The organism is Arthrobacter sp. SLBN-83, assembly GCF_006715285.1.
Lineage (GTDB): Bacteria > Actinomycetota > Actinomycetes > Actinomycetales > Micrococcaceae > Arthrobacter.
Genome location: NZ_VFMX01000001.1, coordinates 2,456,541 through 2,471,597, shown reverse-complemented (window position 1 = coordinate 2,471,597; position 15,057 = coordinate 2,456,541). Strand labels below are relative to the sequence as shown.

Below are 15,057 nucleotides of genomic sequence, written 5' to 3'. Positions count from 1 at the left end.
GGGTAGGAAGGAAGTATGACCCAACAGCTGCGCGTAGTTTCCGCCGTCACCGGAAGTACCGGGCAGGCCTTCGCTGCCCTCTTCCGGCTCCTCAAACTCGCGCGGCCTGACCGGCCCATCCACCCCGAGGGCCTCGGCTTGTCCGGAGAGCTCACCAGGACCGGCAACCCGGCCGGCCCCAGCGGCATCGACTGGCTGGACTCCCCCGGCACTGACCAGGTGGTGGCCCGCTTCTCGCGGTCCGTAGGCCTGCCGCAGGCACTGCCGGACATCCTGGGCCTTGCCCTCCGGGTTTCGCCCCAGGACTTGCCTGCTGCCGGTGATGACGCTGCTGCCGGTCCGGCCGACGTGCTGTTTGCCTCCACCGGCTGGGGCTTGCCGGGCCGGTTCCTGCTGATGCCGCGGCTGGACGTCGCCGGAGCCACCATGACCACGCTTATGCCGTACAGAGGCCAGCGCGGTCCTGTCCTGCTGGGCCTGCGGACGCGCAGCCTCCCGCCGGGGTCGCTGGCGTCCGGGGAATGGGTGCTGGGACTGCACTGGGCCACGCCGGGCGGACCCTGGCGGGAGTGCGGTGAGCTGCGGCTGCACGCCGGTGCCGATCCTGCCGACATCCCCCTGCGCTTCGATCCCCTGGAGAACCAGCCGCCCGGAGCCGAAGCCTACGGATGGACCCGGCGCCTGCGGAAGCCGTCCTACCGGGCTGCACGGCGGCCGGCACCTCCCGCCGTCGTAAGCTCCAAACCAACGGCGCGCCCAAAAAGTGCCGCCGCAACACTTCAGGAAAGCACCACCGGAACCGGAAGGAACACCATGTCCACCGTCTCGCTGCTGTTCAACGCATCCTCCGCCGACGTCTGGCGGGTCATCTCTGACGGCTGGCTCTACTCGGGCTGGGTGGTGGGGGCGTCCCGGATCAGGGATGTTGACGCCGAATGGCCGCAGGCCGGCGCCCAGCTGCACCACTCCGTGGGGACCTGGCCGCTGGTCATCGACGACAGCACCAAGGTGGCCGCCGTGGAACCGGGCCGGTCCCTGGAACTCGTGGCGCGCGGCTGGCCCATGGGCGAGGCCAAGGTGGAGATCTCGCTGGAGGACCGCGGGAACCAGTGCCGGGTGACCATTGCCGAGGACGCCATCCGCGGGCCGGGCAAGCTGATGCCCAAGTTCCTGCGCGATCCGATGATTTCGGCCCGAAACCGCGAGACCCTGCGCCGCTTGGAGCTCATGGCGATCGGCGGGGCGGGTAAGTAGCGCAACCCGGTTAATATCGCTTAAACGCAGGAACCGCGGGACCTGTTGGCCCCGCGGTTCCTTGCTTCTAGGTCCTAGACCTGCGCGGCTACGCCGTCACGGGAGATGTCCACCATGTCCCCGCGCGGCACCACCTTGATGCGCTCACGCTTGACCTCGACGCCGTGCGAGCCGCCGGCCTCCGTGGCCGCAGCGCCGAGGGCCAGTTCGTGGGCATCCAGTGCCAGCCAGCCTTCCCAGCTGGTGAACTTCACGCCGCGGGCGTCCAGGAGTTCGACGACGGCGTCCTCGGCGGGTGCCTCGGCGACGGGAAGGTTTTCGCGGTCCTCGAGCAGGTAGGTGACGGTCTCAAGGGCGTCGCCCTTGGTGTGGCCGATCAGGCCGACCGGTCCGCGCTTGATCCAGCCCGTGGCGTAGAGACCCGGCACGTGGGTGCCATCGGCAGCCAGGACGCGGCCGCCGTCGTTCGTTACCACGCCCTTCTTGTGGTCGAACTCGACGTCCGGCAGGGCGGATCCGAAGTAGCCGATGGCGCGGTACACGGCCTGGACCGGGTAGTCCACGTACTCGCCGGTGCCGCGGGCGTTGCCGGTCCCGTCCAGCTCTGTGCGCTCGAACTTGATGCCTGCCACCTTGCCCGGCGTCTCGGCGTCGTCGTAAATCTCCACCGGGCTGTGCAGGAAGTGCAGGTGCAGGCGGCGGGATGCCTTGAGCTCGGAGAGGTCCTCGGGCTGCTCGGCGATCCAGTTGGTGAGCGTGCCCACCATGGTCTTGGTCTGGTTGTTCGTCTGGATCTGGCGGTCCGATTCCTCGTCGAACTCGAAGTCCTCCGGGTAAAGGATGATGTCCACGTCCTTGGAGTGGGACAGCTCGCGCAGCTCCAGCGGGGTGAACTTGACCTGGGCGGGACCGCGGCGGCCGAAGACGTGCACGTCGGTGACGGGGGACGCCTTCAGGCCGGCATAGACGTTGTCCGGGATTTCGGTGACCAGCAGGTCGTCGGCGTGCTTGGACAGGACACGCGCCACGTCCAGGGCCACGTTGCCGTTGCCGATGACCGCAATCTCCTTGGCGTCCAGCGGCCACTCGCGGGGCACATCCGGGTGGCCGTCGTACCAGGACACGAAGTCGGCGCCGCCGAAGGAGCCCTCCAGCTCGACGCCGGGGATGTTCAGGTCCGCGTCCTTGATGGCGCCGGTGGCGAAGATGACGGAGTCGTAGTGCTTGCGGAGGTCCTCGATGGTGAGGTCCGTGCCGTAGTCAACGTTGCCGAAGAAGCGGATGTCGCCGCGGTCCAGCACCTTGTGCAGGGCGTTCACGATTCCCTTGATGCGGGGATGGTCGGGGGCCACGCCGTAGCGGATCAGGCCGTAGGGTGCCGGGTAGCGGTCAAAGAGGTCGATGCTGACGGTCAGCTCGCCGCTCTTGACGGCTTCGCTCTTGGTGAGGATGTCGGCGGCATAGACACCGGCCGGGCCGGAGCCCACGACGGCGACGCGCAGCGGACGTTCAGCAGATCCTACGGTGGTGCTGGATGACACGGCTGTGTTCCTTTTCTTCTGCATCGATTGCTGAGTACTTGCCGTTTTGAACCCTCAAAACGGCAGTTACGGAGCAATCGGTGGGTTTCAGGTGGTGAGGGCGGTCTTGCGGGGGCTGTTCGGGGTGGTGGTGCTGTAGTCAGCGGTTTTGAAGTGCGACGGCGCGAAGGGGCTTACGCGCACCACGTCACCGATGACAATCACGGCAGGATTTGCGACGCCGGCCGCCTGGGCCTGGTCGGCGATGGAACCGAGCGTGCCAATAGTGACGCGCTGGTCCGGCAAATAGCCGTTTTCCACGATACCAACTGGCGTGCCCAGCGGCAGCCCGGCTTCGCCCAGCGCGGACGCGGATTCGCGCAGCTGGCCTACGCCCATGAGCAGGACGACGGTGTGGTCCGGGCGGGCCGGGATCTCGGAGAGTTCCTCGTGGCCGGTGACCACGCTGAAGCCTTTGGCCAGGCCCCGGTGCGTGACGGGGATGCCTGCTGCGGCGGGAACGGAGATGGCGGACGTGACGCCGGAGACCACTTCCACCTCCACACCATGCTGGCGGCAGTATTCAGCTTCCTCGCCGCCGCGGCCCAGCACGTACGGGTCGCCGCCCTTGAGCCGGACCACGCGGTGGCCCTTCAAGGCTTCTTCCACCAGGATGCGGTTGATCTCTGCCTGCGGCACGGGGTGGTGGCCGGGAGTCTTGCCCACTTCGATGACGCGGACGTCGGGGGCAAGTTCATTCAGCAGTTCCCGCGGGCCCAGGCGGTCGGCCACCACGACGTCGGCCTGCCCCAGCAGCCGGCGGCCGCGGACCGTGATGAGGCCGGTGTCCCCGGGGCCGCCGCCCACCAGGGCCACGCTGCCTTGGTGCGCGCGGCGGCGGCGCAGCGGCAGGTCGCCCGTTTCCAGGGCGGTGGCCACGGCATCGCGGACGGCCATGGCACGGCGCGGGTCTCCCCCGGCGTTGACGGCGATCTTGACGTCGTCCACCACGGCGACGGCGGGGGTCCAGGCGGCGGAAGCTTCATGGTTGGAGGCGTTGACGCACCAAACCCGCTGCGCCTCGGCGTCGGCCGATACCTGGGCGTCCACCTCCGGATCACCAGTTGCCGTCTGGACGAACCAGACGCCGTCGACGTCGCTTGAAAGGTAGGGGCGCGCTTCCCAGGTGAGGAGGCCGGCGTCGGCCATCTCCTGCAGCGCGGGCGAGGCAACCGGGGCCACGACGGTGACCACGGCACCGGCGTCCAGCAGTCCCTTGGCACGGCGGGCAGCAACGGGGCCGCCACCTACCACCAGCACCGGGCGGCCGAGCAGCCGCAGCGCGGTGGGGTAAATGTCCTGAATTGCCATGAATCAACGGTAGGGCGGCGTCACATTCGCCAACAAAGGCCGAGCAACACCAGTTCACGTAAGGTAACGCTGCGTCACAAAGGATTTCCTGCTCTCCCGGCGAGGAACCGTCCCCTGTCGCTGATGAGCCGTTCCAGGTAGCGGCGCAGGATGAGCCTCTCGACGACGCGGCCCAGGACACCCAGCGGGGCGGTGAACTCCACCCGGTCGGTCATGATGCTCCCCGTGGCCGTTGGCTGGAATTCGTGGACGTGCCGGAAGGCCTTGAAGGGGCCCTTCACCTGCTCATCGGTGAAGCTGCGGGGGTATTCGAAGGAGGTGATCCGGCTGGTCATGGTGAGCGGAATACCGAAGTGCTTCGCCCGCCAGGTCACCTCCTGGCCCGCCCCGATGAGCCCGCTGGTGACGCCGGCAACTGCCCGCTCCCCAGATTGTTTTTGGGAGTCCACGTGCAGGTCGATGCTGCGCGCCAGGTCGAAGAGCCGCTCCATCGGCAGGGGCGACTCGGTGCGGCACACGAAGCTGACGGTCATGGCGCCAGTCTGCCATTGATCTCTGGGGACTCCGCGGTCGTCGTAGGGCACATTGGCGGGGATCTTCGTCCATGAAGTGCTTATCCCCCGCGTGTCCGTGTCAAAGTGCCCCGCCTTGGCTGGCTCGGAGGGCTGGGAAACAGCAGAGCCCGACGGCGGGAGGTCGCCGTCGGGCTCTTGCCGTCAGTGGGAAAAGGGCTGGGTCAGCGGGTGCTGCCGGCCAGGAGACCGCGGCGGCGCAGGAGGCGCTTCTCGATGGGCCCGAAGACCAGCAGCTCGATCAGGATGCCGACGGCGAGGATCAGCAGGATGGCAGCTATCACGATGGTCATGTCCGACAGGTCCCGGCCCTGGTCCAGCAGGGAGCCCAGGCCAAAGCCGATGGTGCCGCCCACGGCAATGATTTCCGCGGCCATGAGCGAGCGCCAGGAAAAGGCCCAGCCCTGCTTGAGGCCGCTGAGGTAGCCGGGCAGCGCCGCCGGAAGGATCACCTGCAGTGCCATCTGGAGCCGGGAGGCGCCCAGGACGGTACCCACCCGGCGGTACTGCGGCGGGATCTGGTCCACGCCGGAGATGAGGCCGTTGATGATGGACGGGATGGCGCCCATGAACACCACGAAGTATACGGTGGCGTCGGTCAGGCCGAACCAGATAATCGCCGCGGGCACCCACGCCACCGAGGGCAGCACCTGCAGCCCGGAAATGAGGGGCCCGAACGCCCGGCGCAGCGGTGCGACCTGGGCCAGCAGCAGGCCCACCGGCGTGGCAATCGCCACCGAAATGAGGAAGCCCACCACACCACGCTGCAGTGAGGTCCACATGGATCCCTGCAGCTTGCCGTCGCTCCACAGGACGCCCATCTGGGCCACGACGTCCAGCGGGCCGGGAACCAGGTCGCGCCGCTTCACACCCAGCGAGACATAGAACTGCCAGATGAGCACCAGGACCACCAACGCGGCCACGGGCAGCAGGATGCGGCTCCAGTCGACGCGGTGCTTGCGGTCGGCATCGGACTGCAGCGAGTCCAGGCCGGATTCAAGCTCCCGCAGGTCCTCGTGGCCCGTGGACGTGCGGGTCAGCGCGGCATGGACGTGCTCAGCGGGCGCAGCGCCGGATGCCCTCTCCGAGGGTGCTTCCGCGAGGCGTGTCGGATTACTTGGCATGGCGGCGAATCTCCTCCCGCAGCCGGGCGGTGATGACCCCGGTCAGCTGGCCGGCGAGCCCGGCATCGGTTCGGTGTTCCTCGGTGACGGCCCATTCCTGGACCACGCGGCCCGGGCGGGAGGACAGCAGCAGGACGCGCTGGCCCAGCCGGACAGCCTCGCGGACGTTGTGGGTGACGAAGACGATGGTGCGCCCGGTTTCCTTCCAGATGCGCTCGAGTTCGTCGTGCAGCAGGTCGCGGGTGATGGCATCCAGTGCGGCAAACGGCTCGTCCATCAGCAGCAACTGCCGGTCCTGCGCCAGGGAACGGGCCAGGGACACTCGCTGCCGCATGCCGCCGGACAGCTCGTGCGGACGCTTATCCCCCGCGGAGCCCAAGTGCACCAACTCGAGGAGCTCCTGTGCCTTGATACGGCGTTCGGCCTTGCCCACGCCGCGCAGCTTCAGGGCCAGTTCGATGTTTTCCCGGGCGGTCAGCCACGGGAAGAGGGCAGCGTCCTGGAACATGAAGGCGGCGCCGTCGCTGGGCACTTCCAGGGCGCCCGACGTCGGCGCTTCAAGTCCCGCGATGATGTTCAGGAGGGTGGATTTGCCGCAGCCGGAGGCACCGAGGAGGGCAACGAACTCGCCCTGCTTGATGTTGGCGTTGACGTCGTCCAGTACCGGGGCGCCGTCGCCGAAGCGCTTGCCCAGGTGTTCCAGTACAACTGGCATGGTGGCGTCCTTAAGTAGTGGTGGTCAGTCCTGGCCGAGGCCGGCGGCTGAGATCTTGCCCGCGCCGCCGGTCACCTGGTTCAGGGCGGTGAGGTCGAAGAGGCCGTTGATGTCGGCCTTTTTGGTGGTGCCGGCGTCCACGCCGTCCTGCAGCAGCTTGGGGTAGCTGCCGGCCAGCGGGTCGAGGGTGAAGGTGATGTTCGCCAGCGACCGGGCCAGGACGTCAGCGGGCAAGGCTGCCCCGGCGGATTCCTGCAGGGCGGAGTTGATGAGGCTGGCCTTCTCATCGGCCGGGGCCGAGTTGAGCCATGCCACAGAGTCCGCGTTGCCCTTCAGCAGGGCCTTGACGGTGTCCGGGTGGTCTGCGGCGAACTTCTGGTTCACGATCAGGATGGTGGTGGGGAATTCGCCGGGCTTGCCGGTCCCGGTCCCGTCCCACAGGTCCTTTTCGTCCACCAGTACCTTGGCGCCGGCTTGGAGCACCAGGCGGGACGCCCATGGCTCAGGCAGCCACGCGCCGTCGAGCTTTCCGTCCTGGAACAGCTTCAGCGTCTGCGCGTTGTCGGTGGGGTTGATGGCGACGTCGCCGCTGCCGTCCACGTTGGTCTTGTAGCCCTGCTTGGCCAGCCAGGCGCGGAGGGCGACGTCCTGGGTCCCGCCCAGCTGCGGCGTTGCCAGGGTCTTGCCCTTGAGGTCGGCCGCGGAGCTGATCCCCTGCTTGACCACCAGCTGCGCACCACCGGCTGCCGCACCGGCGATCACGCGGACGGACTGGCCCTGGCTCTTGGCGAACGAGTTGATGGCCGGGTTGGGGCCGATATAGGCCGCGTCGATCGCTCCGGCGTTGAGGGCTTCGATCGCGGCCGGGCCGGCGTTGAAGGTCTCGGTGCTGAGTTTGGTGCTGCCAAGGGCGTCCGCCAGGAATCCCTTCTTGACGCCCACCAGCGCCGGAGCGTGGGTGACGTTCCCGAAGTAGCCCAGTTTCAGCTCGGTGGCCGGGGTGGGCTCGGCGGCCTGCGCCTCGGCGTCCCGGGAGATGTTGGAGGCCACGATGGCTCCGACGGCGATCAGCAGGACCAGCCCGATGGCGAGGGCAGCCTCAACGGCGCGCTTGCGCGTGGGGACCGCGCTTTCGCCTGCCACGATGCGGGTCATCCCAGGCTTGGAACTAGTCATTGCTTCACCATAGGGAGTGGCCCAAACCCGTTCAACGAAGCGGAAACGGGGGGTCACGCACGTTCATCTGGCGTCACATTCTGCCGTGCTGTTGCCCCGTTGCGCAGGTTCAGTTGCCTTTGACGTTGACCAGCTGGCGCAGTTTGTGCCGCACCGTGACCAGGTCCGCGGCGTCCTGCATGACCTGGTCGATCGGCTTGTATGCGGCCGGGATTTCGTCGATGAAGGCCTCCGACGCCCGGAACTCGATGCCGCGCATGGCGCGCTTCAGTTCCTCCAAGGTAAAGGTCTTCCGGGCTGCGTTGCGGGAGTATTCACGCCCGGCCCCGTGCGGGGATGAGTTCAGCGAGGCAGGGTTGCCCCGGCCTTCCACAACATACGACGCCGTCCCCATGGATCCGGGGATCAGTCCCGGATCCCCGTTGCCGGCTTTGATGGCTCCCTTCCGGGACACCCACACTGGCTTGCCGTAGTGCGTCTCCTGCTGCGTGAAGTTGTGGTGGCAGTTGATCCGTTCGCGTTCCTGCACCGGGCCTCCCACCCAGCGGCTGAACTGGGCGGTGACGCGGTCCATCATTTCCTCCCGGTTCAGCAGGGCGAAGTGCTGGGCCCACCGCAGCTCGGCGATGTACCGCTCGAACTGCGGGGTGCCCTCGTCCAGGTACGCCAGGTCCGGGTCCGGCAGGTAGACCTGGTTCTTCCGGGTGACGTGCTGGGCCACCCCGATGTGGTGCTGTGCGATTCGGTTGCCGATGCCCCGCGAGCCTGAATGCAGGAAGAGCCACACGCCGTCGGATTCGTCTGCCGAGACTTCAATGAAGTGGTTGCCCGAGCCCAGGGAGCCCAGCTGGAGTTCCCATTTCGCCACGTACTGGCCAGGGTTGAACCCTGCCTTCGCGGCCCGCTGCTTCAGCTCTGCGATTCTGGGCTCGGCGGTGGAGAGGATCTTCCTGTTGTTGTTCCCGGCGGACAGCGGAATGACGCGCTCGATGTCCTCGCGAAGGCTTTTTCGGTCCTTCGGCAGGTCTTTTACCGAGTACTGGGTCCGCACCGCGATCATGCCGCAGCCGATGTCCACTCCCACCGCGGCCGGGATGATCGCGCGGAGCGTGGGGATGACCGACCCCACGGTGGCGCCTTTGCCCAAATGCGCGTCCGGCATCAGCGCCAAGTGCGGGTAGATGAACGGCAACCCCGCCGTCATGACCGCCTGTTCGCGGGTCTTGTCGTCCAGGATGGATGCCCAGTTCAGGAGCTTCGGACTGATGGTTTCCATGCTTAAACCCTGCCCCGGGAAACTCTCCGGAAACAGCAAAACCGCGGCTTGTTCGCAAAACCCGGCTTTGATAGCCAAGTCTCGCGAACGAGCCGCGGTTCCGCTGAGTGGGGGCTACGCGCTGGCGGTGAGCCGGTGGCGCGGCGCGCGGGCGGCTGGCCTGGTCAGCAGCAGCCGGCGCAGGTTGAACCAGGTGAACAGGGCCAGCCCCAGGTACAGGCTAAGTTCCATGACTTCGCCGTATTCGGAGATGCCGTAATCGGGAGACGGCCACACCAGCAAACGGAAGAGCCGGTAGGCCGCTGCCAGCCCGAAGGCCGGTACCAGGCACAGCGGCGGGATGAGCAGCTGCGCGGAGCCACGATGCTTCCAACGGGCGCGGACCGCGTTCCAGATCAAGGGTGCGCACGCACCGTACAGGCTTGCCAGGAGCATGGCGGCGGGGACCAGTTCCTGCACGCCGCTGATGTTGTGCAGGGTGGTCTCCCCCTGCCGGTTGATCGTTTCCATGGCCTCCGGTGTCTGCCAGCCGAAGATGCGTTGGCCCCAGGAAAATTCTTCGCCCGCCAGGAACAAAACACCGGCAGCGACCACCCCGTACAGCAAGGCCATGGCTCTGTGCCCGGTCTTGTACAGGCGGTACGCCAGGAGGGGCAGGAAGACTCCGGCAGCCACAAGGAAGAAAAACTGGAACCACTCGATCAGGGAGTCCTCGTCGAGGAGCCAAATGAACAGCGGTGGGTGCAGGGCAGTGGCAGCGGCCGCGAGTGCGATGCCCAGTGGCAGCAGCGCAATAGTCAGCGCGCGGCGCGGGGAGATATCCCATTCACGGGCGTCCTGTGCAGAGCGGATAGCGGCTTTGGTGGACCACCGATGGATGGCTGGCATTCGTGCCCCCTCAACGAAAACAGGCCGGGGCCTGGAATCGCGGCACCGGCGAAGCGATGCCTGAGCTTCCCATGTCTCCCGTAACCGGGAAAGGTTGGGCTGGGACGTCTGCGGTTTATTGTGCGGATTACCGCAGATGCGCGAAATCGCCGGAACGGTGCGGAGTAGCCGTAACGGTACGGCGGTCCGGCACTGTTCCGGCGATTCGGGTGGGAATTAGATGCTGTAGCGCTCGTCCTCGTGGTCGCCCGGGTGGTCCTTGACCAGGCCCGCGGCCAGCGTGTTGCCGTCCAGCGGGTCGATGACCAGGAACGCGCCGGTGCGGCGGTGGTGCAGGTAGTTCTCCAGCGGCAGCGGGGCGGCGAGCCGGAGCTGCGCGTGGCCGATGTCGTTGAGCTCCAGGCTGGAAGCGCCCTCGAGCTTGAAGGTGGACAGGTCCAGCTTGCCGGAGACGCTGCGCACCATCGCCTGGACGGTGCGGGTGCCGTGCTTGACCAGGACCTTCTGGCCTTCCCGGAGCGGCTTCGGCGACAGCCAGCAGAGTGCCGCGTAGAGGTCGGCGGAAGCTTCGCGGACGGTGCCGGCGGCGGCGATGGTGTCACCACGCGCGACGTCGAACTCGTCGGCCAGCCGGATGGCCACGGACTGCGGGGCGGCGGCTTCCTCCAGTGATGCTCCGGCGAAGTCGATGCCCACCACGGTGGTGGTCCGTGGGTCCTGGCCCGGCGTCAGCACGGACACCTGGTCCCCCACCTTCACCGAGCCCTCGGTGATCTGGCCCGCGTAGGCGCGGTAGTCGCGGAAGGCCTCCACATCCAGGCCTGCGGACACGGCGTCGGGTGCCAGGGCGCCCTGCGGCCTGATGACCAGCTGCACCGGGAAGCGGAAGCTTTCCAGGTGGCTTTCGAGCTCGTCGGCGGCCGGAAGGGTCTCGAGGACTTCCAGCAGTGCCGGACCGGTGTACCAGGGGGTGCGCTCCGAGCGTTCCACCACGTTGTCGCCGTCGAGCGCGGACACGGGGATGACCAGCAGGTCGCTGATGCCGTCCGAGCCGAGGCCCAGTTCGCGGCCCACCTGCTGCACGTCGGCTTCGATGTCGCGAAACACGGACTCGCTGAAGTCCACCAGGTCGATTTTGTTCACGGCCACGATCACGTGGGCCACGCGCAGCAGCTGCAGCACCGACAGGTGCCGGCGGGTCTGCTCCAGCACACCCTTGCGGGCGTCAATGAGCACGACGACGGCATCCGCAGTGGACGCGCCTGTCACCGTGTTCTTGGTGTACTGCACGTGCCCGGGGCAGTCGGCCAGGATGAAGCTGCGCCGGTCGGTGGCGAAGTAACGGTAGGCCACGTCGATGGTGATGCCCTGTTCACGCTCGGCACGCAGGCCGTCGGTCAGCAGGGCCAGGTCGATGCCGCCCTTGTCGCCGCCGAAGCCGCGGTCGGCCGAGGTGCGGGCGACGGCGTCGAGCTGGTCGGCCAGGATGGCCTTGGAATCGTGAAGGAGGCGGCCCACCAACGTGGACTTGCCGTCGTCGACCGATCCTGCCGTGGCGAAGCGGAAGAGTGTGGTGGGCAGGGCTGTTTCCAGGTCCGCCGGGAGAACTGCTTCGGTGGTCATTAGAAGTACCCGTCCTTCTTGCGGTCTTCCATGGCGGCCTCGGAGATGCGGTCATCTGCACGGGTGGCGCCACGTTCGGTCAGGGTGGAGGCGGCAACTTCAACCACCACGTCGGACACCGTGTAGGCGTTGGACTCCACGGCGCCGGTGCAGGACATGTCCCCCACGGTGCGGTAGCGGACGGTCTTGGTGATGACTTCCTCGCCGTCGCGAGGTTGGGACACTTCGCCTACCGCGCGCCACATTCCGTCGCGGGCGAAGACCTCGCGCTCGTGGGCGTAGTACAGGCCGGGCAGCTCGATGTTCTCACGCTCGATGTAGCGCCAGATGTCCAGCTCGGTCCAGTTGCTGATGGGGAACGCGCGGACGTGCTGGCCCACGGTGTGCCGGCCGTTGTACAGGTTCCACAGCTCGGGGCGCTGGTTGCGCGGGTCCCACTGGCCAAACTCGTCGCGCAGGCTCAGGATGCGCTCCTTGGCGCGGGCCTTGTCCTCGTCGCGGCGTCCGCCACCGAACACGGCGTCGAACTTGTTCTGCTGGATGGCGTCCAGCAGCGGGACGGTCTGCAGCGGATTGCGCGTCCCGTCGGCACGCTCGGCCAGCTCGCCGCGGTCGATGAACTCCTGCACGGAGCCCACCACGAGCTTCAGGCCAAGCCGCTCAACGGTGCGGTCGCGGAAATCGATGACCTCGGGGAAGTTGTGCCCGGTGTCCACGTGCAGCACCGGGAACGGGACCTTGCCCGGCCAGAAGGCCTTGGTGGCCAGGTGCAGCATCACCACAGAGTCCTTGCCGCCGGAGAACAGCAGCGCAGGCTTCTCGAACTCGGCAACAACCTCGCGGATGATATGGATGGCCTCGGATTCAAGGGTGTCCAGGCTGCTGAGGCGGGTTCCCTGCAGAGCCGGAGCAGCAGATGCCGCCCCGGGAGTGGCATCGGGCCTATCGAAGCCGCGCGCATCGTCCGAAGGACGAATGCCGCGCGGCGAAGGGGCGGGGGCGGCATCTGCTGCGGAGGCGTTGATGACCGTCGTCGTGCTCAAGTTGCTCATACGTGAAGTCCGCATTCTGTCTTGTCGGTTCCTGCCCAGCGGCCGGCGCGGGGATCTTCGCCGGGCGCCACCTTGCGGGTGCAGGGCTGGCAGCCAATGGAGGGGTAACCCTGGGAAAGCAGCGGGTTGACGGGCAAAAGGTTGTCGTCCGAGTACTGGACCAGCTGGTCGAACGTCCACGCAGCCATGGGGTTAACCTTGACCAGGCCGTTCTTCTCATCCCAGGTGACCAGCGGGGTGTTGGTGCGGGTAGGGGCTTCGTCGCGGCGGACTCCGGTGAACCACAGTTCGTAGCCGGCGAGGGTGCGCTGCAGCGGGGCCACCTTGCGGAGGGCGCAGCACTGGGCGGCGTCGCGGGCGAAGAGGTCCTTGCCCAGGAGCCGGTCCTGCTGCTCCACGGTGGTCTCCGGGAGCACGTCCACCACATTGACGCGGAGGTTTGCTGCCACCTCGTCGCGCGTGGCGTAGGTTTCCGGGAAGTGGTAGCCGGTCTCCAGGAAAAGGACGTCGACGCCGGGCATCTGGTCAGCGACCAGGGCCGGCAGGACGGCGTCGGCCATGGAACAGGCGACGGCGACCGCGGACAGGTCGAAGTTGCGCTCCACCCAGGCGATGACGTCGCGGGCGGGGGCGTCCCAGCCGAGCTCGGCGGCACCGGCCTCAGCCAGGGCCTTGAGCTCTTCCGTAGGGCGCTTGGCAGGCGCGGGTGCGAGGTGCTTTGCCATTACTGCAGTGCCTCCTCGTCTGCGGCGTGGGCCCATTCGGCGAAGGTCTGGCCTTCGACGCGGTCTGCCACGAACCGGCGGACCACGCGCTCCACGTAATCGGGCAGGTCCTCCACGTACACCTTCAGGCCGCGGACGGTGCGCCCCAGCCCGGCTTCCTCGCGGTCATTGTTTGCGAGCCCGCCGCCCAGGTGGACCTGGAAACCCGGGGAGGGGTCGCCGTCGGGCGTTGGCAGCATCATGCCCTTGAGGCCGATGTCCGCCGTCTGGATGCGGGCGCAGGAGTTGGGGCAGCCGTTGATGTGCAGGGACAGGGCTGCAGGCAGCTGGCCCGAGTCCGCGAGGTCCGCGAGGCGGCGCTCCAGCTCGGCGACCGCGCTGGCTGCCGTCATCTTGGTTTCGACGATGGCCAGTTTGCAGTATTCGATCCCGGTGCAGGCGATGGTGCCGCGGCGGAACACGGACGGGCGGGCGGACAGGCCCAGGGCGTCCAGCTCGGCGATGAGCGGCTCCACGTGCTCCTTCTCAACGTCCAGCACCACGATCTTCTGATGCGGGGTGGTGCGGAGGCGGTAGGAGCCGCGCGCTTCGAGGGTGTCGGCGAGCTTGACGAGGCCGGAGCCGGAGAGCCGGCCACCCAGCGGGGTGGCGCCGATGAAGAACTTGCCGTCCTTCTGCTCGTGCACGCCCACGTGGTCGCCGGGGGTGGCGGGCTTGGGCGCGGCGGGGCCGTCAGCCAGCTTGTAGCCCAGGTATTCGTCCTCGAGGACCTGGCGGAACTTTTCCGTGCCCCAGTCGGCCAGCAGGAACTTCAGGCGGGCCTTGGTGCGCATGCGGCGGTAACCGTAGTCGCGGAAGATGCTGGTGACGCCCAGCCATACATCGGCGGCCTGGTTCGGCTGGACGAAGGCGCCCAGGCGCTTGCCGAGCATCGGGTTGGTGGACAGCGCGCCGCCCACCCAGAGGTCATAACCGGCACCGAGTTCGGGGTGGCGGACACCCACCAGTGCGATGTCGTTGATCTCGTGGACCACGTCCTGGCTGGGGTGGCCGGTGATGGCGGTCTTGTACTTGCGCGGCAGGTTGGACACGATCGGGTTGCCGATGAACCGCTCCCCCAGCTCTGCGATGAGTGGGGTCGGGTCGATGATCTCGTCCTTGGCGATACCGGCCACGGGTGAACCCAGGATCACTCGCGGAACGTCGCCGCAGGCTTCGGTGGTGGACAGGCCCACTGCTTCGAGGCGGCGCCAGATTTCGGGGACGTTCTCCACCTCGATCCAGTGCAGCTGGATGTTCTGGCGGTCGGTGACGTCGGCGGAGTCGCGGGCGAAGTCCACGGAGATCTGTCCGATGACGCGCAGCTGCTCGGTGGTGAGCGCACCGCCGTCGATCCTTACCCGGAGCATGAAGTACTTGTCCTCAAGCTCGTGCGGCTCAAGGGTGGCGGTCTTGCCGCCGTCGATCCCCTGCTTGCGCTGGGTGTACAGGCCCCACCAGCGGAACCTGCCGTGCAGGTCCTGGCTGGGGATCGCGTCGAAGCCTTCCTTGGCGTAGATGGACTCGATACGCTCGCGGACGTTCAGGCCGTCGTCTTCCTGCTTCCAGGTTTCGTTGGCATTCAGCGGCGTCTTGCCGTCCACCTTCCACTGCCCGTGCGGCTTCGCGGCGGGGCGGGACGGGCGGGCGGGGCGCTTCGGAGCAGCGGAGTCCGCGGACGCTCCGGCTAGAGCTGTATCAGTCATGCATCGACTGTAGGGC

The 15,057-nt window shown here is 67.5% G+C and carries 13 protein-coding genes; 1 reads left to right on the top strand and 12 read right to left on the bottom strand.

The window, feature by feature from the left end; genetic code table 11:
- The first annotated feature begins 15 nt into the window (after positions 1 to 15).
- The gene (locus FBY30_RS20990) at positions 16 to 1,254 is read left to right on the top strand and encodes an SRPBCC family protein (RefSeq protein ID WP_235009428.1); all 1,239 of its coding nucleotides are present in this window, start codon (positions 16 to 18) and stop codon (positions 1,252 to 1,254) included.
- Positions 1,255 to 1,328: 74 nt separating this feature from the next.
- Here the strand turns inward: FBY30_RS20990 and FBY30_RS11445 are convergent, their stop codons facing one another.
- From FBY30_RS11445 to FBY30_RS11390, 12 genes are all read right to left on the bottom strand, one after another.
- Entirely contained in the window at positions 1,329 to 2,795 is a 1,467-nt protein-coding gene (locus FBY30_RS11445) for an FAD-dependent oxidoreductase (RefSeq protein ID WP_142132980.1), read from the bottom strand.
- 87 nt (positions 2,796 to 2,882) lie between these two features.
- Entirely contained in the window at positions 2,883 to 4,145 is a 1,263-nt protein-coding gene (gene cobA, locus FBY30_RS11440; RefSeq protein WP_142132979.1) for a uroporphyrinogen-III C-methyltransferase, read from the bottom strand.
- 74 nt (positions 4,146 to 4,219) lie between these two features.
- Complete coding sequence (locus FBY30_RS11435; RefSeq protein ID WP_142132978.1) at positions 4,220 to 4,678, bottom strand: SRPBCC family protein; 459 nt, start codon at positions 4,676 to 4,678, stop codon at positions 4,220 to 4,222.
- Positions 4,679 to 4,881: 203 nt separating this feature from the next.
- The gene (locus FBY30_RS11430) at positions 4,882 to 5,841 is read right to left on the bottom strand and encodes an ABC transporter permease (RefSeq protein WP_142132977.1); all 960 of its coding nucleotides are present in this window, start codon (positions 5,839 to 5,841) and stop codon (positions 4,882 to 4,884) included.
- Positions 5,831 to 6,556 (bottom strand): ABC transporter ATP-binding protein, encoded by a 726-nt coding sequence (locus FBY30_RS11425; protein WP_142132976.1) that lies wholly within the window; start codon positions 6,554 to 6,556, stop codon positions 5,831 to 5,833. Before FBY30_RS11425 ends, FBY30_RS11430 begins: the two co-directional genes overlap by 11 nt.
- Positions 6,557 to 6,580: 24 nt before the next feature.
- A complete protein-coding gene (locus tag FBY30_RS11420) occupies positions 6,581 to 7,711 on the bottom strand; it encodes an ABC transporter substrate-binding protein (protein WP_142135185.1) in 1,131 nt (376 codons plus the stop codon).
- A gap of 130 nt (positions 7,712 to 7,841) precedes the next feature.
- Positions 7,842 to 9,008, bottom strand: a complete 1,167-nt coding sequence (locus FBY30_RS11415; RefSeq protein ID WP_142132975.1) for an RtcB family protein — start codon at positions 9,006 to 9,008, stop codon at positions 7,842 to 7,844.
- 114 nt (positions 9,009 to 9,122) lie between these two features.
- Positions 9,123 to 9,896, bottom strand: coding sequence for a hypothetical protein (locus FBY30_RS11410; RefSeq protein WP_142132974.1), 774 nt, complete (start codon positions 9,894 to 9,896; stop codon positions 9,123 to 9,125).
- A 216-nt stretch (positions 9,897 to 10,112) separates the two neighbouring features.
- Positions 10,113 to 11,519 (bottom strand): sulfate adenylyltransferase subunit 1, encoded by a 1,407-nt coding sequence (locus FBY30_RS11405; protein ID WP_142132973.1) that lies wholly within the window; start codon positions 11,517 to 11,519, stop codon positions 10,113 to 10,115.
- A complete protein-coding gene (gene cysD, locus FBY30_RS11400) occupies positions 11,519 to 12,571 on the bottom strand; it encodes a sulfate adenylyltransferase subunit CysD (protein ID WP_235009427.1) in 1,053 nt (350 codons plus the stop codon). The genes FBY30_RS11405 and cysD overlap by 1 nt, the downstream gene beginning before the upstream one ends.
- Positions 12,568 to 13,296, bottom strand: coding sequence for a phosphoadenylyl-sulfate reductase (locus FBY30_RS11395; protein WP_142132972.1), 729 nt, complete (start codon positions 13,294 to 13,296; stop codon positions 12,568 to 12,570). The genes cysD and FBY30_RS11395 overlap by 4 nt, the downstream gene beginning before the upstream one ends.
- Positions 13,296 to 15,041 (bottom strand): nitrite/sulfite reductase, encoded by a 1,746-nt coding sequence (locus tag FBY30_RS11390; RefSeq protein WP_142132971.1) that lies wholly within the window; start codon positions 15,039 to 15,041, stop codon positions 13,296 to 13,298. Before FBY30_RS11390 ends, FBY30_RS11395 begins: the two co-directional genes overlap by 1 nt.
- Between the last annotated feature and the right edge of the window lie 16 nt (positions 15,042 to 15,057).